The organism is Streptomyces sp. NPDC101191, assembly GCF_044767915.1.
Taxonomy (GTDB): domain Bacteria; phylum Actinomycetota; class Actinomycetes; order Streptomycetales; family Streptomycetaceae; genus Streptomyces.
Genome location: NZ_JBIWOU010000002.1, coordinates 195,121 through 215,250, shown reverse-complemented (window position 1 = coordinate 215,250; position 20,130 = coordinate 195,121). Strand labels below are relative to the sequence as shown.

22 protein-coding genes are annotated in these 20,130 nt (G+C 71.1%); 7 read left to right on the top strand and 15 right to left on the bottom strand.

From position 1 onward, the window contains the following. The first annotated feature begins 365 nt into the window (after positions 1-365). A complete protein-coding gene (locus ACIRQF_RS08105) occupies positions 366-761 on the top strand; it encodes a TraR/DksA family transcriptional regulator (RefSeq protein ID WP_404089931.1) in 396 nt (131 codons plus the stop codon). Between the two features lie 51 nt (positions 762-812). Here the strand turns inward: ACIRQF_RS08105 and ACIRQF_RS08100 are convergent, their stop codons facing one another. Next, positions 813-1,856: a YihY/virulence factor BrkB family protein gene (locus tag ACIRQF_RS08100; RefSeq protein ID WP_404089929.1), complete on the bottom strand. Its 1,044-nt coding sequence runs from the start codon at positions 1,854-1,856 to the stop codon at positions 813-815. A gap of 22 nt (positions 1,857-1,878) precedes the next feature. Further along, positions 1,879-2,394: a DUF2267 domain-containing protein gene (locus tag ACIRQF_RS08095; RefSeq protein WP_404089927.1), complete on the bottom strand. Its 516-nt coding sequence runs from the start codon at positions 2,392-2,394 to the stop codon at positions 1,879-1,881. 251 nt (positions 2,395-2,645) lie between these two features. Between ACIRQF_RS08095 and ACIRQF_RS08090 the strand changes: the two genes are divergently transcribed. Further along, positions 2,646-2,921: a GlsB/YeaQ/YmgE family stress response membrane protein gene (locus ACIRQF_RS08090; RefSeq protein WP_404089925.1), complete on the top strand. Its 276-nt coding sequence runs from the start codon at positions 2,646-2,648 to the stop codon at positions 2,919-2,921. Between the two features lie 176 nt (positions 2,922-3,097). On the opposite strand, the gene ACIRQF_RS08085 is transcribed toward ACIRQF_RS08090, so the two are convergent. From ACIRQF_RS08085 to ACIRQF_RS08030, 12 genes are all read right to left on the bottom strand, one after another. Next, positions 3,098-3,568, bottom strand: coding sequence for a hypothetical protein (locus ACIRQF_RS08085; protein ID WP_376634573.1), 471 nt, complete (start codon positions 3,566-3,568; stop codon positions 3,098-3,100). A gap of 50 nt (positions 3,569-3,618) precedes the next feature. Further along, entirely contained in the window at positions 3,619-3,945 is a 327-nt protein-coding gene (locus ACIRQF_RS08080) for a gas vesicle protein K (RefSeq protein WP_389752060.1), read from the bottom strand. Further along, positions 3,935-4,210, bottom strand: a complete 276-nt coding sequence (locus tag ACIRQF_RS08075) for a gas vesicle protein (RefSeq protein ID WP_404089922.1) — start codon at positions 4,208-4,210, stop codon at positions 3,935-3,937. The genes ACIRQF_RS08080 and ACIRQF_RS08075 overlap by 11 nt, the downstream gene beginning before the upstream one ends. Further along, positions 4,207-5,010, bottom strand: a complete 804-nt coding sequence (locus ACIRQF_RS08070) for a GvpL/GvpF family gas vesicle protein (protein ID WP_404089920.1) — start codon at positions 5,008-5,010, stop codon at positions 4,207-4,209. The genes ACIRQF_RS08075 and ACIRQF_RS08070 overlap by 4 nt, the downstream gene beginning before the upstream one ends. Then, positions 5,010-5,441 (bottom strand): gas vesicle protein GvpJ, encoded by a 432-nt coding sequence (gene gvpJ, locus ACIRQF_RS08065; protein WP_376634581.1) that lies wholly within the window; start codon positions 5,439-5,441, stop codon positions 5,010-5,012. Before gvpJ ends, ACIRQF_RS08070 begins: the two co-directional genes overlap by 1 nt. Positions 5,442-5,472: 31 nt before the next feature. Further along, complete coding sequence (locus tag ACIRQF_RS08060; RefSeq protein WP_404089918.1) at positions 5,473-6,804, bottom strand: SRPBCC family protein; 1,332 nt, start codon at positions 6,802-6,804, stop codon at positions 5,473-5,475. Continuing rightward, positions 6,797-7,444 carry a hypothetical protein gene (locus tag ACIRQF_RS08055; RefSeq protein ID WP_404089916.1) on the bottom strand — a complete coding sequence of 216 codons (648 nt, stop codon included), beginning with the start codon at positions 7,442-7,444 and terminating at the stop codon, positions 6,797-6,799. Before ACIRQF_RS08055 ends, ACIRQF_RS08060 begins: the two co-directional genes overlap by 8 nt. Before the next feature lie 57 nt (positions 7,445-7,501). Continuing rightward, positions 7,502-7,768, bottom strand: coding sequence for a gas vesicle protein GvpG (locus tag ACIRQF_RS08050; protein WP_382481097.1), 267 nt, complete (start codon positions 7,766-7,768; stop codon positions 7,502-7,504). A gap of 39 nt (positions 7,769-7,807) precedes the next feature. Next, positions 7,808-8,521 carry a GvpL/GvpF family gas vesicle protein gene (locus ACIRQF_RS08045; protein WP_404089914.1) on the bottom strand — a complete coding sequence of 238 codons (714 nt, stop codon included), beginning with the start codon at positions 8,519-8,521 and terminating at the stop codon, positions 7,808-7,810. A gap of 3 nt (positions 8,522-8,524) precedes the next feature. Then, a complete protein-coding gene (locus ACIRQF_RS08040) occupies positions 8,525-8,974 on the bottom strand; it encodes a gas vesicle structural protein GvpA (protein ID WP_376634591.1) in 450 nt (149 codons plus the stop codon). A gap of 61 nt (positions 8,975-9,035) precedes the next feature. Continuing rightward, on the bottom strand, positions 9,036-9,350 hold the full coding sequence (locus ACIRQF_RS08035) for a gas vesicle protein (protein ID WP_376634592.1): 315 nt from the start codon (positions 9,348-9,350) through the stop codon (positions 9,036-9,038). A 539-nt stretch (positions 9,351-9,889) separates the two neighbouring features. After that, positions 9,890-11,578, bottom strand: a complete 1,689-nt coding sequence (locus tag ACIRQF_RS08030) for an ROK family protein (RefSeq protein WP_404089912.1) — start codon at positions 11,576-11,578, stop codon at positions 9,890-9,892. Positions 11,579-11,749: 171 nt separating this feature from the next. Between ACIRQF_RS08030 and ACIRQF_RS08025 the strand changes: the two genes are divergently transcribed. From ACIRQF_RS08025 to ACIRQF_RS08010, 4 genes are read left to right on the top strand one after another with little or no spacing between them, the layout of a single operon-like run. Continuing rightward, positions 11,750-13,060: an ABC transporter substrate-binding protein gene (locus ACIRQF_RS08025; protein WP_376634596.1), complete on the top strand. Its 1,311-nt coding sequence runs from the start codon at positions 11,750-11,752 to the stop codon at positions 13,058-13,060. Between the two features lie 11 nt (positions 13,061-13,071). Next, the gene (locus tag ACIRQF_RS08020) at positions 13,072-14,064 is read left to right on the top strand and encodes a carbohydrate ABC transporter permease (protein ID WP_404089910.1); all 993 of its coding nucleotides are present in this window, start codon (positions 13,072-13,074) and stop codon (positions 14,062-14,064) included. A gap of 37 nt (positions 14,065-14,101) precedes the next feature. Continuing rightward, entirely contained in the window at positions 14,102-14,941 is an 840-nt protein-coding gene (locus tag ACIRQF_RS08015) for a carbohydrate ABC transporter permease (RefSeq protein WP_404091729.1), read from the top strand. 35 nt (positions 14,942-14,976) lie between these two features. Next, complete coding sequence (locus ACIRQF_RS08010; RefSeq protein ID WP_404089909.1) at positions 14,977-16,371, top strand: GH1 family beta-glucosidase; 1,395 nt, start codon at positions 14,977-14,979, stop codon at positions 16,369-16,371. Between the two features lie 286 nt (positions 16,372-16,657). Here the strand turns inward: ACIRQF_RS08010 and ACIRQF_RS08005 are convergent, their stop codons facing one another. Next, complete coding sequence (locus ACIRQF_RS08005) at positions 16,658-17,677, bottom strand: LacI family DNA-binding transcriptional regulator (protein ID WP_404089907.1); 1,020 nt, start codon at positions 17,675-17,677, stop codon at positions 16,658-16,660. Between the two features lie 201 nt (positions 17,678-17,878). Here ACIRQF_RS08005 and ACIRQF_RS08000 point away from each other — a divergent pair, with 201 nt between their 5' ends. Further along, positions 17,879-20,071: a discoidin domain-containing protein gene (locus ACIRQF_RS08000; protein ID WP_404089905.1), complete on the top strand. Its 2,193-nt coding sequence runs from the start codon at positions 17,879-17,881 to the stop codon at positions 20,069-20,071. Positions 20,072-20,130 lie beyond the last annotated feature (59 nt).

Genomic DNA, 20,130 nt, shown 5'->3' with positions numbered 1-20,130 from the left:
CGAGCCCAACGCACCCCGGCTGCGGGGTGCCAGGAGCGTGACGTGGGGTCACGCACAGACCAGCAAGACCACCCGAACCGCGTCCCGGCCCTCCGCAGAGAGCCTGCGCGGGCGGCTCGGGGTCTCCTACCAGACCAGGCTGGTGTCTCCCGAGCTTCCCACACACCGCCGCCGCGCGGCCAGGCCGTGTCTCGTAAGGAGCCGCTGTCCGGTCCGGCAGCAGCCCCGGTCGGGTGTGCATGTTCACACCCGTGCTCAGGCCGTGCCAAGGGCGTATGGTGTCCGACCTCTGAGCGCGGGGGGACCCGACGACCGGGACACGGGCCGCCGGGGAATCGCGAACCGCCCATCGACGTTGCCCCAATATGGGTGATTCCTCCGGTAAAAGCCATGAAGAGTCCGATTCCGCCGATCTCGAGACCGTCCGCGCCCGCCTCGAGGCCGACCGCGCGGACACCCTCACGCGGGCAACCGCACTGAGCCGCGACTTCGACGGGATCGTCGCGGCGAACGCCCTGATCGCGGTCGACGACGAGCACGACCCCGAAGGGGGCACCACCGCCTTCGAGAGGGCCCACGTGGCCGCCCTGATGGCGCGAGCGCGTGAACACCTGGAAGAACTGGACCGGGCCGTGGAACGGCTTGAACAAGGCACGTACGGTCTGTGCGAAGAATGCGGGACGACGATTCCGCCGGAACGCCTGGAGATCCGGCCCGCGGCGACCACCTGTGTCCGCTGTGCGCGGGCCGGCCGCCGGTAGCGGCCGCGCCCTGCCTGACGCCGGCCGGCCGCCGGCGCATCAGGACCCCCCTCACTCGAGGCGGCGGCGATCCTCTTCACTCCACGCCTGGGTGTCCCGGGGCTCGACGTACGGTTCCTCGTCCTCGGGATGTCCGGCGGCTATGGCGCGCTGTTGTACGAGATCGGCGTTGAACTTCAGGCCCAGGAGCACGGCGAGGTTGGTGATCCACAGCCAGACCAGGAAGATGATCACGCCGGCCAGGGTGCCGTAGGTCTTGTTGTACGAGCCGAAGTTGGCGACGTAGAACGCGAAGCCCGCCGAGGCGCACATCCAGATCGCCAGCGCCAGGAAGCTGCCCGGGGTGACCCATGTGAAGCCGTGGCCCTTCGCGTTGGGCGCGGCCCAGTACAACAGGGACACCATGACCGTGACCAGCACCAGCAGCGCCGGCCACTTCGCGATCGACCACACCGTCATGGCCGTGTCTCCCACCCCCAGGGCGGCGCCCGCCTGCCGCGCCAGACCGCCGGTGAACACCACGGTCAGCGCGCTCGCGACGGCCATGACCATGAGTGCCAGGGTGAGGCCGAGCCGCAGCGGCAGGACCTTCCACAACGGGCGGCCCTCGGGCATGTCGTAGACGGCGTTCGCGGCACGGATGAACGCCGCGACGTAGCCGGAGGCCGACCAGACGGCGACGACCAGGCCCACGACCGCCAGCAGCGAGCCGATGCCCGCGTTGCCCTGCAGTTCCCGGACCGCGTTGCTGATCACATCACGCGCGGCGCCCGGCGTGAGCTTCTGGAGGCCGTCCAGGACCTGCCTGGTGGCCGACTCGCCCGCGATCCCCAGCAGCGACACGAGGACCAGCAGGCCGGGGAAGAGGGCCAGCACTCCGTAGTACGTCAGCGCCGCGGCCCGGTCTGCCAGCTCGTCGTCCTTGAACTCCTTGAGCGTCCCGCACAGCACCGCCTTCCACGCGCGTCCGGGCAGCTCCGTCGGCCCGTCCGGTGCCGGTTGCCCGGTCCGCCGGACCGGCCCGGCGGCCTCACCGGGCTCCGGGGCCGGCGGCCGATGCTCGTTGCCCTGCTTCGGTGTCTTCACGGGCCTCATGGACGACGCCTTTCCCCTCCGCCTATTGCCATGCACGTCGGTGTACGACCGGCGGCCGACCGTTTGCGCCCCCCGGTTCGGGCCGCTGTCCCGTCGACCCGTAAGCGCAGGTCCGACCGAACAGCTCGGCGTAGCCAGGAGGAAGTTGGTGGAGGATCCGCGTGGTGAGCTCGCGGCCGGCGAGGCGCGCGACTGCGCCGAGGACGGCTTCGGCGTTCCACCGCGTCGTGGCGAGGCTGCCGTCGAACTCCCCGGCAAGGGTCTGGATGAATTCCGCGGGCTCGAGGGGGGCGAGAGCGGGGACCTGCGCGGCGAAGAGGCCGGCTGCTTCGGCCGGCAGGCTCCCGGCGAGCTCGACGCGCTCGTCACCGACGAGCTGCTGTCCGAGCGCGACGAGAACGGGTCTCACCACCGCCTCGGCATGTTCGCGAGTGGGAAACGCGCCGTCGTAGCGGACCTGCTCGAGCAGCTCGGCAAGGGAGACGGGGCGGGTCTTCGTGGGAGACGTGGCGACGGCCGGGACGGCATACAGGGTCATGATCGTCTTTTGGCCGTTCCGGAGCGGTCCAAACCGACCCGAAAGAGCTACCCCCTGGCCCGCGAGAGCACCGGGCGCCCGGGCGTCCGCGCGGGCGGGGGACGTGGAGCGAGTGGCGCGGGGCGCGCGGGGTAGGCGGAGGACCCGTCGCCTCGGAGGTGTTCGGTGCTCGCCGGTCCTCTGCTCGGCGTCCGACCGATCCGAGGGGACGCCGCGACATCCGACGAACGCGCTGGACGAAGGAAGTAGGCATGGATATCACGGGTCTTGTCAGTGCTCTGCTGATCGGTGCGGTGGTCGGCACGCTGGGCCGTCTCGCACTGCCCGGCCGTCAACACATCGGCGTCCTCTGGACGTTGGTGGTCGGCGTGGCGGCCGCGTTGTCCGGGTCGCTGCTCGCCGCCCTCACCGGGGTCGGCGAGGCAGCTGCCGGTGACTGGCTCGAAGTCGGCCTTCAGGTCGTTCTCGCCGCGCTGGGCGTCGCGGGCCTCTGCAAGTGGTTCGCGAAGAGCATGGACGCCCGCTGACCCATGCCTCGGGCTCAACCGCCCGCCAGCCGGGCAGGCAGGAGCGAGGACGCGAAGTCCGGGCGGGGGCACCGATGAAGCGACTATCGGTACCCCCGCCCGGACTGGCCGCTGCGGCGCCACGCCGGACTTGACCCGGTCGGCCACGCGGGGCCTTGCCCTGCGGTACGAGGGCCTCAGATCCGTCCGCGCGCCAGGCGTGTCAGGGGGCCCGTCGGCGGCTTGGCCGTCGTCCGGCCGACCGCGAAGGCAGCGCTCGCCACACCGACGACTCCGGCGGCGGCGCCGGCTGCGATCATCTTGCGGTTCTTGATGGCCGTCCATGCGGTGCCCGCCGCCGAAGCGAACTTGGCGGCGTTGGCCGTGATCGCCTGCTGTCCGCTCTGCAGACCTACGGAGGCCATGCGTGTGACGCGCTGCCCGGCCTCACCGACGGCCTCCGCGCCGGAGGCGGCCGACTTCTTCGCCTGCTGCGCGCCGTTCTCGGCGTCGGCGGCCCGGGAGCGCCCCGTAGAGGTCCGCGACGTCACCGTCTTCTTCGCGGTGCCCGCCGCCGCCTTGGTACTTCTCGATCCGCCACCGGTGCCGCTCTTGGCACGGGAGTTGCTCGCAGAGGTGTTCTTCCGGTCGTTCTCTTCCGTACTCATGTGACTCCTTGTGTCCGGTCGTGCCGAGGTCAAACGGTCCGTCAGTGCGGTCATGGGCGAGGCGGCAGGAGGGATCCCAGGGGCCCGAGGTCGAGGTTCAGATCGCCCATGGTCAGCCCGTAGCGGTCACACAGCTCCTCCATGCGCTCCTCGAGGATCATCAGCGTCAGCCCGATGCGTTCCTCCTGGTCACCGTCGAGATCGCCCTCGTCCACGCGATGGAGCGCGGTGCGCTCCATCAGCTGTCGCAGCAGCTCGACGATGGTGAGCACCAGCTTGATGAGATCGCGTTCGACGGTGTCCGGGTCGGTCCGGAGGCGCTGGTCGAGGTGCTGGCGCCCCGGCGGCGTCCTCTCGTGGCCGCTCTCACCGCCCATCGTGTGTCACCCCCTCCTGCGACGGCCCCGCCACCCTCCGGCTCTGGGCGGGGGAGTGGCGCGGCTGACACAGCGGCGCCGGCGCGTCGCCCGTGATGGAGCGGATCACGGCCCGCAGATTGATGTGCACCAGGTCCACGTCCGCGATCGTCAGAACCAGGTCGCCGGTGAGGACCGCGCCGCCGTTGAGGAGCCGGTCGAGGAGATCGACGAGGGCGACCTGCCGGCCGTGTCCGGGCTCCTGCCCGGTCAGGGGAACGCTCATGCCGGCTCCTCTGCGCCGACGGCAGCCGGGCCGGCGAACGAGTAGGGAGCCCAGGGGCCGGTGACCTCGACCACGACGCCCGATGCGGGATCGGACAGGGCGGCGATGTCGGCGCGGAAGACGTCCAGGCTCGCCACCGGGACGAGGTAGGCGTCGTTCGCCACGTTCTCGCCGCGCCCCGCTGACCATTCGTTCTGCTGAGGGCGGTGGACCGCGCGGGCGGAGGAATGCCTTTCCGCCAGCCGGACCGCGGCGTCCGCCGCTTCGGAGGCCGCCCGGTACACATCGTCAGCTGCCCGGCGTTGCGCTCGCCGGCGCTGGAGGTAGGCACGCCCGGGGCTGTCCGTTCCCTCTCCGGCGGCCAAGGACTTGGGGCCGGACTCCGCAGGGGCAAGGGCGTACACCTTCACACCCATTTCCGCGTGCGCGTGGAGCCTGTGCAGCAGTCTCTCGAAGGAGACCTGACGGTCGCTGAGCATCCCGACGACACCTGCCTCGCCGCGATAGACCGTGGCCAGGCGCAGGGGCAGCACGGTCGCGCGGGAGAAGGCCGCGTCGACGACGGTGTGGTGCGCGCGGGCGATCGACTCCAGCCGATCGAGGTCTTCCAGCTGGGCCGGGAGGGTGTCCTCCGCGAAACGGAGGGCGTCGACGGGTGAGACGAGCGCGGTGAGGCCCCCCGGACCCGCGACGCGGCACACGGCCGCCCCGTCGATGCCGGTGACCTGCGAGGCCACGTCGTCGAGCTCGGCCCCGCCCGCTGCGACCGCGTACACGTAGAGCAGTACTCGATCGGTCATCAGGGCTCCCCTCGGTCACGGCCGCCCGCGGCCCGGGCCGATCGGGCGTCGGTCTCGGCAGCTTCCGAGCCGACGGGCAGACCGGCGGCGGCCCGCAGTTGGGCGATCTCGCTTCGCAGCCGCTCGTTCTCCTCGCTGAGCGATGTCTGCGGGGCGGGGTCCGTCACCCTCGCCGTCGACGACAGCGAGGGATCGTGCTCCCACCAGTCGATCCCCATCTCCTTCGCCTTGTCGACGGAGGCGACCAGGAGACGGAGCTTGATGGTGAGCAGCTCGATGTCCAGCAGGTTGATTTGGATGTCACCTGCGATCACGATGCCCTTGTCGAGCACCCGCTCCAGAATGTCGGCCAGGTTCGCGCTGGAACCCTGCCCGGTGTGCGCCGGCGCGCTTCGTGCGGGCGGCAGTCGGCCGGCGAAGGGATCGGACATGTCTCCACCTGTCTTTCAGCTGGCCGCTCGCTCACGCGCCCGCGGTACGGCGGCGGCGGGAGGAACGGCGAGCGGGCTTGTGCTGCTCCTCGTCCTCGGGCAGGTCAGCCGGGTCATCCTCTTCGTGGAGGTTCTCGTCCGGCTCCGGCACGCTCTCCTCCTCCTCGTCGTCCTCCTCGTCGTCCTCTTCGACGTCCTCGTCCTCTTCGGTGCCGTCGTCGCCGACGGGCCCCTCGTCGCCGACCTCGTCGTCAGCCGTCTCGTCGTAGGCGTCCTGTTCGGCGGCCGGGTCCTCGTCGTAGGCGTCCTCGACGTCATCGAGGTCCTCTTCGTCATCGTCGTCATCGAGGTCCTCTTCGTCCTCGGCCTCGTCGGGGTACTCCCCGCCGTCGGGCTCCTCGGCCGCCCGGTCCTCGTCCGCCTCGCTACGGGCGGCGTCCTCCTCGTGTCGGTCCTCGCCGTTCTCGGCCTCGTCGTCGTACCGCTCTTCCTCTCCGCCGGGCTGCTCTTCGCCTTCGGCCTGCTCCTGCTCGACGGCCTCGTCGTGGCCGACGACGACGTCGCCGTCGCGGATCTCGCCGCGCCAGCCGTCGGTGGCTTCGCCGCGCAGCATGATGAACTTGCGGTAGAGCTTCAGGTCGAGCCGAGCACGCCGGCCTTGGGCACGCCAGATGTTGCCGGTCTTCTCGAAGAGTCCCTTGGGGAAGTACTCCAGGACCAGCAGTACCCGGGTCAGGTCGTCGGTCACTGCATGAAAGGTCACGACGCCCTTCACCGTGCCCTTGGCGCCCTCGGTGGTCCAGGTGATCCGCTCGTCCGGGATCTGCTCGGTGACGTTCGCCTTCCAGCTGCGGGTGGACTTGGCGACCTTGACCTTCCAGTTGCTGGTGGTCTCGTCCGCCTTCTCGACGCTCACCACGCCCTTGGCGAACGTGCTGAACTCCTGGAACTGGGTCCACTGGTCGTACGCCTCGCGCACCGGGACGCCGACATCGATGTCCTCGACGATCGTCACGCTCTTCGACTTGCCGCCGCCCGACTTGCGTCCCTTGCCGAACAAACCCTTGACCTTGGTCTTCACCGACTCCTTCAGATGCGTGGCGGCCCCGGTGACCGCGGCCTGCGCGGGCGACCTGCCCTCGGCGAGCGCCTGCCCGCTCTTGGCAAGCCCCTTCATACCTCCGCCGGCCGTCGATCCGGGCTGCGCGAGCTTCGCGACGCCCTCGCCCAGCCGGGATCCCCACTGCGTGACGGTGTGCTCCGCACGGGCGCGCAGGTACTGCTGCAGTTCGTCCTTGAGTCGTTCGGCCGCCGGGCTCGCCAGCACGTCGGCCTTGACCTTGCCGAAGGTGGACTCAGGCATTGCCGTCCTCCCCCTTGCGGGTGGTCGATGTGGTCCGCTTCTTCGCGGAGCCGTTCCTTCCGCCGGCTGACTTGGCCGGGCTCGAGGCACTTGCGCTCGTCCGCTTGCGGGCGGGTGAGCCCTCGCGGGCGCCCTTGGTGGTCGAGCCGGCCTTCTTGGCCGTGGCGGCCCGCGGGCTTCCGCCTCCCGACGTGCGTCCCCTGGCTGAGCCCTCACGCGCTGCGGGACGCCTCGCGGCCTTTCGCGGCTTGTCGTTCTCGGCGTCCCGCGCCTCCTCGGCGTCGTCGACGCCGTCCTCTCCGTCGTCGACGACGTCCGCGGCATCGTCCTTCTCGTCCGAGCGCGGCTCTTCCAGAGCCCGGGTGCGCTCGGCGAGAGATTCGGCCAGACCGGTCGCCCGCTGAGTCAGAGCCTTGGTGGCGGCCGACTTCGTCGCCTCGACCAGTTCTCGGCGGACCTGGTCGTTCAGTCCGCTCAGTGCAGGCGTGTTCGCGACCAGCTTGCCGATCTGCCGCGGGTCGAAATCGAGCTTCTTGCCCGCCAGGAACATGCCCAGCCCCACAGCCAACTTGGCCTTCTTCGTGCGGCCGAGCAGATACCCGCCCACCACGGCGACAGCGATCTTCGCGTTCTTCGTCATGATATGTACACCTTTGTCTCTCCCGTCATGGTCGCGTAGATGGTCATGCGTCATGCGTCATGCGTCATGCGCCGCTGCGCGGCCGGCCTGGCGGAAGCTCTCGATCTCCTCCAGCCGGTCGAGGAGTTCGTCCTCCCGGCGGTCGTACTCGGCCTCGTCGAGCTCCCCGCTGGTCAACCGGCGCTCGAGGTCCTTCAGCTCCCGCATCACCGGCTCCGGGTCGTAGTACTCGCGCTCCGCCGCCGTGAGGACCTGGTCGACGACCCAGAGAGTGCCGCGCAGGGGAGCCAGCGGAAGGGTCACCAGGCTGGTGATGAGTCCCATGGAACACCTCCCCGATGGGCTCGTTCGTCGGGCCGTACGTCAGACGAAGCTGTAAGGCGGCAGCGGACCGGTGAACGCGAAGGTGTACGCGTCACCCCGGCGGTCGGCCTGCTCCTGCACGGCCTGCACGAACGAGTCGACCTCCTGCGAGGACACGAGGAAGGAGACGGAGAGCAGCGACGACGCGGTCGGCTCGCCGACGGACACGCGCTTCGCCCTGGAGGACAGCGCCTCCACCAAGCGCTGGGCCTCGGCGTCCCGGCGGGCGGTGACCTCGTTGGAGATGATCTCGCCCAGCTCCAGGCGCTCTTCGTGGGTACCGGCGCCGTCGCGGGTCCGCTCCCGCAACTCACGGACGCGATCGGACTCCTGGACGATCTCCCGAAGCAGGTCCTCCTCCTCGCGTGACACCTTGAGGTTGTACTCGAAGTGGCCTTCCAGTTCCTCCAACCGTGCCAGGTAGCCCTCGCCCTCCGCGTCCAGCGCCGAGGCGACCTCCGAGTCGTCGGGTGCCAGGAGACCGAAGCGCATCGGCAGGGTCGCGCCGTCCATCATGAGCGCCTCGATCACGCCCTGGTGGGCCTGGACGTCACGGCGCTTGGCCCGCAGTCCCGGCGGAGCGTCGCTGACGACCGCCGTGAGGGTGCCGCTGCGCACGGTCCGAAGCGGGGCCGCGGGTTCCCCGACCCCGAGGACGCCGTCGAGACGCAGCGGGTGACCGGCGGCGGTGATTCCGTAGACGTAGGTGGACATGGACTACTCCTCGCGGCGCTGGGCGGACTGACGGCTGGACGTGGACTTGCGGGCGGTGCGCTTGCGCGGCTGCTCCTCTTCCGGGTCGTCGCGCTTGCCCTGCAGGGAGTCGGTGAAGGCCTCGACGGCGCCGCTCAGTGCTCCTTTCGACTTCCCCTTCGCCCCGCTCTCGGTCACCTCGCCGACCAGGTCGGTGAGCTGGCTGGGAGCCTTGCGACCGCTTTCCAGGTCGAGGCGGTTACACGCCTCGGCGAACCGCAAGTAGGTGTCCACGCTTGCCACGACGACGCGGACGTCGATCTTCAGAATCTCGATGCCCACCAGCGAGACGCGGACGAAGGCGTCGATGACGAGGCCGCGGTCGAGGATGAGTTCGAGAACGTCGTACAGATTTCCGGAACCGCCGCCACTTCCCCGTGCGGCCGTACTGCCCTGCTGCTGAACGATGGTCATGTCGATCTCCTTCCGTGGATCCGGCCCAGACGACGGCGTGCCGCGTCTGCGCCCGTCTGATTCAGCGGCGGTCGATCTGGCCTCGGGCGTACCGTCGGCCTCGCTCGTAGGCGACGATCTCGCCGCCCGAGTCGAGTTCCACGTGGTACAGGGCCATCACGCTCATGGTGTCGGGAACCCTTTCGAGTTCGACGACCTCCACGTCCGCCGTCCACCCGCTGTCGGTGGCCTTGATGGCGGACACGGCCCCTGCCTGTCGTTGCAGGAGGTCACCGAGTTGTCGGCGGGCCTCGCGCATCACTGTGGTCAAGGACGGTCGCTTCGCCGGTGCTTCGCCGTCGTGCTTTCCGTTGTCGTCATCGTCTGTTGAGCTCATGCTCTCCACCTGTCACACCGGGAATGGCGGGAAGACCTCCCGAGCCGTCATCGGCGACTGCGGTTCGCCTGCCCGGCCACTTGACACGTATGCGTGTGCGATCGAACTCGGTGAGGGGCAGCGCGGAAGAGCCGCTTGCTCCGGGGCTGAGGCGCGCCGCGTAGAGCTGTCTGCGAGCTGTCGCGGTGACGGTGCCCGTGCGGGCCTCGACCGCCGTCACGCGCTCAAGGGCGATGCGGCCTACCTGGCGACGGGCATCGGCGCGGGACCGGGTCGCCCACGGTGCCGAAGACCGCGCCCGTCATGGCCGGACCGGGACGGCGCGGCACGGGCGTGGCGTCGCGGGAGGCAGGGAGGGAAGGGTGCCGAGACGGCTCGGGTCCTGCCCGGTGGCGAAGACCGCGCCCGTGATCGCCTCGGCGAACGTCCCTACGACGAGGTCGGCCTCGCCCAGGTCCAGGGGGAGGCCGCGCAGGTCCGCCGCACGCCCCGGCATCGTGCCGGCCCGGGCGGCACGCGGTGACGGCGGGCTCTCGGGATCAGGTGGAGGCCCGGTCCCGCAGGGCCGTCTGCCAGGCGGGTGCCGGGATGCTCGGGGCCCGCTCGGGGCGGCGGCCGCCCTGGGCGAAGAAGTCGACCAGCGGCAGCAGCCCGGCCCCGACGGTGACCGCCTCGGGTCCGAGCGTGCCGAGCGTGATCTCCGTCCGGCCGCCGGGGTGGCGGAGCGCGTACGCGCGGGCGTACGCCGTCACGGTGGCGAGGAACCGGGAGCCGAGCTGGAGCCCGGCCCATCCGCCGACGAGGATCCGCTCCGGCTGGAAGAGGTTGATGAGGTCGGCCAGCCCGGCGCCCAGGTACTCGGCCGTCTCGTCGAGGACGGCGAGTGCGACCGTGTCCGGCACCGTCCCGGGCGACTCGGGCCCCTTCGGACGTTCTCCAGAGGCACCCGCCCCGAGCGTCGCGTGCCCGCCCGATCGCGCCCCGGACGTACCCGCCCCGAGCGTCGCGTGCCCGTCCGATCGCGCCCCGGACGTACCCGCCCCGAGCGTCGCGTGCCCGTCCGATCGCGCCCCGGACGTACCCGCCCCGAGCGCCCCGGAGGCACCCGCCCCGAGCGCCCCGCGCCCACCCGATCGCACCTCGGTCCCACCCACGTCAGGCACTTCGGCCCTGTCCGCGTCGGCCATGCCACCGGACCCGACGACCCCGGATCCCACGGCCCCGTACGCGTCGACCTCGGGCAGCCCCGGCCCGAGCGCTCGGGCCGCGGAGGGCTCCGGCGCGGCCGTCGCGGGGTCCGGGTACGCCGCCGCGAGCATCGAGGTCAGGGCCGTTTCCTCGTCCGCGCCGGCCGGGGGTTCGCCGCCCGCCTCCCGCCAGCGTTCGAGCAGCGCCTCCGCCCCGGCGTACGCCTCAAGGCAGCCCTGAGCGCCGCAGCGGCAGCGGCGCCCCCGCACCCGTACCGTCAGATGGCCCCACTCCAGGGCCTGCCCGGGCCCGAGGGGGTCGGGCACCACGCACGCGCCGACGCCGGAGCCGAAGAGCACGACCACGGCGCTGCGGGCCCCGCGGCCCGCGCCGAACCACATCTCGGCCTGGCCCAGTGTCTTGGCGCCGTTCTCGATCCGGTACGGGACCTCGGCCGGCAGGTCGACAGACTCGCGGAGCAGGCGCTCCAGCGGCACGGCGTCCCAGCCGATCGTCTGCCCGTGCACCACCGCCCCCGCCTCCGGCGTCCGCTCGACGATGCCGGGTACACCGATCCCGACGCCGAGCAGCCGTTCCGCGGACACCCCGGCCGTACGCAGCACCTCGGCGATACCGTCCCTCAGGTGGCCCACGACCACCGCGACCTCGTAGCGCGCGGTCCGCGGTCCCGAGGTGGCCAGCGGGCGTTCGGTGCGGGCGAGTTCGGTGAGCGCGAGGTCGAACAACTCGATCCGCACGCGGGTCTCGCCGATGTCCACGCCGATCATGCAGCCGCTGTCCTGCGCGATCCGCAGGAGGGTGCGCGGGCGTCCGCCCGCGGAGTCGACGCTGCCGGCCTCCTCGACGAGCCCTTCGGCGACCAGTTCGGCGACCACGTTGCTGATCGACCCCGAGGAGAGACCGGTCGCCGGACCCAGCATCAGCCGGCTCGTGGGACCGTCGAAGTAGAGCCTCCGCAGCACCGCCGTCCGGTTCTCGCGCCGCAGGTCGCGCACCGTGCGGCCACTCTTCGCGTGCACTCTCGTCCCCGTCCGTCGTAGTCGTCGGCTGCAACATACCCGCACGGCAAGCCTTGACGCGACTTTCTCATGGGGTTTAACTCACATCCTAAATTAAGCCGATGCGGCGGCGAGCGGTCCGGGCGCTCCCCCTGTCGGTACTCCCGCCTTCCCCGAAAGGGACCAGGAGCCATGCGCAGAATCAGAGCCGCCGTCACGGGTGCCGTCACCCTCTCCCTCGTCCTCACCGCGACCGCCTGTGGCGGCGGGGGAGAGGACGGCGGCGGCCAGGCGTCGAAGACCCTCACCTACTGGGCCACCAACCAGGGTTCGAGCCTGGAGGTCGACAAGAAGGTCCTCCAGCCCGAACTCGACAAGTTCGAGAAGGAGACCGGCATCAAGGTGAAGCTGGAGGTGATCCCGTGGTCCGACCTGCTCAACCGGATCCTCACCGCCACCACCTCGGGCCAGGGCCCGGACGTGCTCAACATCGGCAACACCTGGAGCGCCTCCCTCCAGGCCACCGGAGCCCTGCTGCCCTGGGACGAGAAGAACTTCGGTGCCATCGGCGGCAAGGACCGCTTCGTCGACTCCGCCCTCGGCTCCACCGGAGCCCCCGGACAGGAGCCGGCCGCCGTCCCGCTCTACTCGATGGCCTACGCCCTCTACTACAACAAGCAGATGTTCAAGGACGCCGGCATAGCGAAGCCGCCGACGACCTGGGACGAGGTCGTCGCCGCCGGCAAGAAGCTGAGCAAGGACGGCAAGTGGGGCATCGGGGTCGAGGGCTCCAACCTGTCCAACAACATCCACCAGGTCTTCGTCCTCGGCAAGCAGCACGGCGCGGACTTCTTCACCTCCGACGGCAAGCCCGACTTCACGTCCGACGGCGCAGTGGCCGCCGTCAAGCAGTACGTCGACCTGATGGCCGCCGACAAGATCGTCGCCCCGGGCAACGCCGAGTACGCCCAGAACCAGTCCCTGAGCGACTTCGCCAAGGACAAGACGGGCATGGTCCTCTGGCAGACCCCGTCCCAGACCTTCGCGTCGCAGGGCATGACCGAGGAGGAGTGGGGCGTCGTGCCCGCCCCCGTCCCGTCCGGCAACCTGGTCACCGGCACCGCCACGAACTCCATGGTCGCCGGCATCAACCTGGCGGTGTTCAAGAACACCAGGAACCGCGACGGCGCCCTGAAGTTCGTGAAGTTCATGACCAGCGACAACGAGCAGGTCCTCCTCAACAAGACGTACGGCTCGGTGCCGCCGGTCAGGACCGCGCAGAACGACCCGGCCTTCGCCGGCCCGTCCCTCGCCGTCATCCGCGACACCCTCGCCTCCAGCGCCGCGGCCCTCCCGCAGGTCCCGGAGGAGTCCCAGTTCGAGACGGTCGTCGGCACCGCCGTCAAGGAGCTGTTCGCCGACGCCGCCGCGGGCCGGCCCGTCACCACCGAGTCCGTCCGCGCCAAGCTCGACAAGGCCCAGCAGCAGATGCCGAAGAAGTAGGCAGCGGCACCATGACCCAGACCGCCGTCACCTCAGCAGCCGAGCCGGCGGTGCGCGAGGCCACACCCGGAGGGGCGCGCACCGCACGCCGCTCCGGGCGTGGCCGTCCCGCACTGCCCTACGTGCTCCTCCTGCCCGCCCTGATCCTCGAACTCCTCGTCCACCTCGTGCCGATGCTCATGGGCATCACCATGAGCTTCAAGGAGCTCACCCAGTTCTTCATCCGCGACTGGGCGGCCGCCCCCTGGTCCGGACTCGACAACTTCTCGGTCTCGCTCGACTTCGACGGGGCCGTCGGGCGGTCGCTGCTGAAGTCCTTCCTGACCACCTGCCAGTTCACCGTGCTCTCCGTCGGCCTGTGCTGGCTCCTCGGCACGGCCGCAGCGATCCTCCTCCAGGAGAACTTCCGCGGCAGGGGCATCCTGCGGACCCTCTTCCTCGTCCCGTACGCCCTGCCCGTCTACGCCGCCGTCATCACCTGGGCGTTCATGTTCCAGCGCGACAACGGCCTCATCAACCACGTCCTGCACGACCAGCTCGGCATCGGTGACAGCCCCGCCTTCTGGCTGATCGGCGACAACAGCTTCTGGGCCCTGCTCGTCGTCTCCGTCTGGAAGGGCTGGCCGTTCGCCTTCCTCACCGTGATGGCCGGACTGCAGAACATCCCCGGAGAGATGTACGAGGCCGCCGCCCTCGACGGGGCCGGCATCTGGCGGCAGATCCGGCACATCACCCTGCCGTCCCTCCGGTCCGTCAACCAGGTCCTCGTGCTGGTCCTCTTCCTGTGGACCTTCAACGACTTCAACACGCCGTTCGTGCTCTTCGGCGAGGCGGCCCCGGAAGCGGCGGACCTCATCTCGCTGCACATCTACCAGTCGTCCTTCCAGACGTGGAACTTCGGCACCGGCTCGGCCATGTCCGTGCTCCTGCTGCTCTTCCTGCTCCTCGTCACGGGCGTCTACCTCCTGCTCACCACCCGCGGAAGGAAGACCTCCGATGTCTGACGCCGCCCACGGGCGCGCGGCCCGGCCGCGCTCCCCGATGGCCCCGCCCCGGTCCTTCACCTGGACCCGCCGGATCGTCCTCACCCTCCTCACCGGCTTCGTCCTCCTGCCGGTGTACGTGATGGTGTCCAGCTCGCTGAAGCCGCTGGAGGACGTGTCGGGCACGTTCGAATGGATCCCGTCCGGGCTCACCCTGCGCCCCTACGCGGACATCTGGCAGACGGTCCCGCTCGCCGACTACTTCGTGAACTCGATCGTCGTCGCGGGCGCCGCCACGGTCCTGTCCGTGGCCGTCGCGATCTTCGCCGCGTACGCCGTCAGCCGCTACACCTTCCGCGGCAAGCGGGTGTTCACGGTCACCGTCCTGTCGACGCAGATGTTCCCCGGCATCCTCTTCCTGCTGCCGCTCTTCCTCATCTACGTCAACATCGGCAACGCCACCGGCCTCGCCCTCTTCGGTTCCCGCGAGGGCCTGATCCTCACCTACCTGACCTTCTCGCTGCCGTTCTCCATCTGGATGCTCACCGGGTACCTCGACTCGATCCCGCGCGAGCTCGACGAGGCGGCGAAGGTCGACGGCTGCGGACCGATCGGCGCGCTCTTCCGCGTGATCGTGCCCGCCGCCCGTCCGGGCATCGTCGCCGTCGCCGTCTACGCCTTCATGACCGCCTGGGGCGAGGTCCTGTTCGCCTCGGTCATGACCAACGACACCACCCGCACCCTCGCCGTCGGCCTCCAGGGCTACGCCACCCAGAACGACGTGTACTGGAACCAGGTGATGGCCGCCTCCCTCGTCGTCAGCGTCCCCGTCGTCGTCGGCTTCCTGCTCCTCCAGCGCTACCTCGTCGCCGGCCTCACCGCGGGTGCGGTCAAGTGACGTCCTTCTCTCCACCGAACTCGAAGAGGTCCCCCGTGTCCGTCCCCGTGTCCGCCCCCACCCCCGACACCGCCGGCGTCGTCCAGCCCGACCTGGCGGCCTTCCCACCCTCCTTCGCCTGGGGCACGGCCACCTCCGCCTACCAGATCGAGGGCGCCGTCGCCGAGGACGGCCGCGCCCCCTCCATCTGGGACACCTTCGCCCACACCCCCGGCGCGATCGACAACGGCGACCACGGCGACACCGCCTGCGACCACTACCACCGCTGGCCCGAGGACATCGCCCTCATGAAGGAGCTCGGCACCGACGCCTACCGGATGTCGATCGCCTGGCCCCGCGTCGTCCCCGGCGGAGACGGGCCCGTCAACGCCGCCGGACTCGACTTCTACGACCGGCTCGTCGACGCCCTGCTGGACGCCGGCATCACCCCCTCCGTCACCCTCTACCACTGGGATCTCCCGCAGGCCCTCCAGGACCGCGGCGGCTGGACCTCCCGCGAGACCGCCGAACACCTCGCCGCCTACGCCTCCGTCGTCGCCGCCCGCCTCGGCGACCGAGTCACCCGCTGGGCCACCCTCAACGAACCGCTCTGCTCCGCCTGGATCGGACACCTGGAGGGACGGATGGCCCCCGGCCTCACCGACCTCACGGCCGCCGTCCGCGCCTCGTACCACCTGCTGCTCGGCCACGGCCTCACCACGGCCGCCGTCCGCGCCGCCGCCCCCGGCGCACGGGTCGGACTGGTCACCAACCACTCCACGGTCGCGCCCGCATCCGGCCGCCCCGAGGATCTCGCCGCCGCCCGCCGCATGGACGGGCACAGCAACCGCTGGTGGCTCGACCCGGTGTACGGCCGGGGCTTCCCCGCCGACATGCGCGAGCTGTACGGGGTCGATCTTCCCGAGCGACCCGGCGACCTGGACACCATCGCCGCGCCGCTGGACTGGCACGGCCTCAACTACTACTTCCCGGTCACCGTCGCCGACGACCCGACCGGCCCCGTCCCGTACGCCCGCGAGGTGCGCCTCCCCGACGTGCCGCGCACCGGCATGGACTGGCAGATCGAAGCGGCCGGCCTCGAAAGCCTGCTGCTGCGCCTCACCGAGGAGTACGGCGTCCGCGAGCTGTACGTCACCGAGAACGGCTCGGCCTTCCCCGACACCGTCGGCCCCGACGGCGCCGTCCACGACCCCGACCGCACCCGGTACCTGGAGGGGCACCTCGCCGCCTGCGCGAGCGCCGTCCGCAAGGGCGCCCCGCTCGCCGGCTACTACGCCTGGTCGCTCCTGGACAACTTCGAGTGGGCGTACGGCTACGACAAGCGCTTCGGCCTCGTCCACGTCGACTACGCCACACAGGAGCGCACGGTGAAGACCAGCGGGCGCCGGTACGCCGAACTCATCCGCGCCCACCGGGAGCTGCACGGCTGACCGCCACCGCCGCGCCCCGTCCGGGGGGCCGTCCCGCCGACGACGGGGGACGGCCCTCCGCGCCACGCCCCCGGGCACCGTCCCTTCCCCGGCCGCCGTCCTCGACACCGGTGCCCGGACCCGCCTCGCCCTCTGCCACACCCCTCTCGTCCTGGTGATGCGCGGGGAGTCCGTCCCGCGCGCCTGTGACGGGGAGTTCGCGTCCGGGTTCGACACCTGGCCCGCCGCACGCATCATGCGGCAGGTCGCCGTACCGGAGGCCCTGGAGCCGTGACGCGGCCGGGGATCAGGCCGACTCGCGGACGACCAACGCCGGTGCGAAGACCGCCGAACCGGCCTCCGGCGTGCCCGCGTCGAGCTGACCGAGCAGCAGGCCCGTCATCGCGGCCGCCATCTCCTCCACCGGCTGCCGCACCGTGGTGAGCGGGGGAGCGGCGTCCCCGGCCGCCACCGAGTCGTCGAAGCCGACCACCGCGACGGTCCCCGGCACGGCGACACCCCGTTCCGCCAGGAGGCGGCAGGCACCGCGGGCCATCAGGTCGTTGGCGGCGAACACCGAGTCGATGTCCGGGTGTCGTTCGAGCAGGCGGGCCATCGCGTCCCGGCCGCTCTCCTCGGTGAACCGGCCCCGCTCGACCGGCACCGCGCCCGCCCCGCGCGCGGCGAGCGCGGCCAGAAAGCCGTCGAGCCGCTCGCGTGCGGTCGGTGCCGACACCGGCGCCGCGATGGTCGCCGGCCGCCGCCGCCCGGTCGCCCACAGGTGCTCGGCGGCGAGCCGCGCCCCCGCCGCGTTGTCCAGGTCCACCCAGCCGCAGCGGACGTCGGCGCCCGGGCGCCCGAAGAGCACCGTCGGCAGACCGGCCGCGACCAGCATCCCGGGCAGCGGGTCGTCCTCGTCGAGCGGCACCACGAGGGCCCCGTCGGCGCCGCCGCGCCGCAGGTAGTCGACGAGCTGCAGCCGGGCCGGCTCGGACTCGGCGACCAGCAGCACCGGCTGCACCGCGCGTTCGCGCAGCACCGGGAGCACGCCGTCGACCACCCGTCCGAAGAAGGGGTCGGAGAAGAGCCGCGCGGTGAAGGAGCCGCCGGTCGCCGAAAGGACCAGGGCCACCGCGCCGGTGCGCCGGGTGACCAGGGAACGGGCGGCCTGGTTGGGCGCGTAACCGGTGCGGGCGACGGCCGCGCGGACCGTCTCCTGGATCTCCGGCGCCACGTTGCGCACGCCGTTGACCACCCGGGACACCGTCGCGCGTGACACCCCCGCCTCGCGCGCGACGTCCTCCAGCGTCGGACCTCGATTCCCCATCCGCGCACTTTATCGGTGCGGTGTGTCCGATGGGTGAGCACGCGGCAACGCGCGTACCCTCACGGCGACCTCGTGGCGATCGATGCTTAATGCAAGCCAAAAGAAAAGCCGTGTCGCATGGCTTGACCGTCTACTCCGGTCCCGTGCATGGTTTCGGAGAGCGCTCTCCCATGTGTCCGTCACGTATCACCGAGGAGACCCATGTCCTCCCTAGGGTCCCCGCCGGCACGCCGGCGCCCCGCATCCTCGCTCCGCCGCCCCACGGTCGCCGCCCTCGTCGCCTCCCTGGCCGGCACCCTGCTCGCGGTCGTCCCCACCACCACGGCCCAGGCCGCCGACACCCTGCTCTCGCAGGGGAGGACGGCGACCGCCTCCACCGTCGAAGGCGCCGCCTTCCCCGCCTCCGCCGCCGTCGACGGCGACCTCGGCACCCGCTGGGCCAGCCAGTGGCAGGACCCCCAGTGGCTCCAGGTCGACCTCGGCGCCGCCCGGCAGCTCAGCAGGGCCGTCCTCACCTGGGAGGCCGCCTACGGCAAGAGCTACGAGATCCAGGCCTCCGACAACGGCACGGACTGGCGCACCGTCACCGCGGTCACCGCCGGCGACGGCGGCACCGACGAGGTCACCCTCTCCGGCTCGGGCCGCTACGTCCGGGTGAACGGCCTCACCCGGGGCACCGGATACGGCTACTCCCTCTGGGAGTTCCAGGTGTACGGCTCCACCGACGGCACCGGCCCCCAGCTGCCCGGCGGCGGCGACCTCGGCCCGAACGTGCACGTCTTCGACCCGTCCACCCCCGGCCTCCAGGCCAAGCTGGACGCGGTCTTCCAGCAGCAGGAGTCGGCCCAGTTCGGCGCCGGCCGCCACGCCTTCCTCCTCAAGCCCGGCACGTACAACGGCCTCAACGCCCAGCTCGGCTTCTACACCCAGATCGCCGGCCTCGGCGTCCGCCCCGACGACACCACCATCAACGGCGACGTCACCGTGGACGCGGGCTGGTTCAACGGCAACGCCACCCAGAACTTCTGGCGCGGAGCCGAAGGACTCGCCCTCAACCCCGTGAACGGCACCGACCGGTGGGCCGTCTCCCAGGCCTCCTCGTTCCGCCGCATGCACGTCAAGGGCGGCCTCAACCTCGCCCCCAACGGCTACGGCTGGGCCTCCGGCGGCTACATCGCCGACTCCAAGATCGACGGCCAGGTCGGCAACTACTCGCAGCAGCAGTGGTACACCCGCGACAGCTCGATCGGCGGCTGGTCCAACAGCGTCTGGAACCAGGTCTTCTCCGGCACCGAGGGCGCGCCGGCGACCACCTTCCCCGAACCGCGCTACACCACCCTCGACACCACCCCGGTCTCCCGGGAGAAGCCGTACCTGATCTGGGAGGACAACCAGTACAAGGTCTTCTCCCCGGCCAAGCGGACCAACGCCCGCGGAACCACCTGGGCGAGCGGCACACCACAGGGCGAGAAGATCCCGCTCACCCGGTTCTACGTCGTCAAGCCCGGCACCAGCGCCGCGACCATGAACCAGGCCGTGCAGCAGGGCCTGCACCTGCTGTTCACACCCGGCGTCTACCACGTCGACCGGCCGATCGAGATCGCCCGCGCCGGCACCGTCGTGCTCGGGCTCGGCCTCGCCACGATCGTCCCGGACAACGGCGTCGCCGCGATGAAGGTGGCCGACGTCGACGGCGTCCGCCTCGCCGGCTTCCTCGTCGACGCCGGCCCGGTCAACTCCCCGGTCCTGCTGGAACTCGGCCCCCAGAACGCCTCCGCCGACCACGCCGCCAACCCGACCACCGTGCAGGACGTCTACATCCGCGTCGGCGGCGCCGGTCCCGGCAAGGCCACCACCAGCATGGTCGTCAACAGCGACGACGTCATCGTCGACCACACCTGGGTCTGGCGCGCCGACCACGGCGACGGCGTCGGCTGGGAGACCAACCGCGCCGACTACGGCGTCCGCGTCAACGGCGACGACGTGCTGGCCACCGGCCTCTTCGTCGAGCACTTCAACAAGTACGACGTCGAGTGGTACGGCGAGCGCGGCCGGACGATCTTCTACCAGAACGAGAAGGCCTACGACGCCCCCAACCAGGCCGCCATCCAGAACGGCGCCACCAAGGGCTACGCCGCCTACCGCGTCGACGACTCGGTCACCACGCACGAGGCCTGGGGTCTCGGCAGCTACTGCAACTACAACGTGGACCCGACCATCGTCCAGGACCACGGCTTCAAGACGCCCGTCAAGCCGGGAGTGAGGTTCCACAGCCTCCTGGTCGTGTCCCTCGGCGGAATGGGCCACTACAACCACGTCATCAACGACACCGGCGCGTCCACCATCCCCGCCGGCACCTCGACCGTGCCCTCCACCGTCGTCTCCTTCCCCTGACGGCCCCGCCGGGACGCCCCCACGGACGCGTCCCGGCCCCCGACACCTTCCGGGCGGCG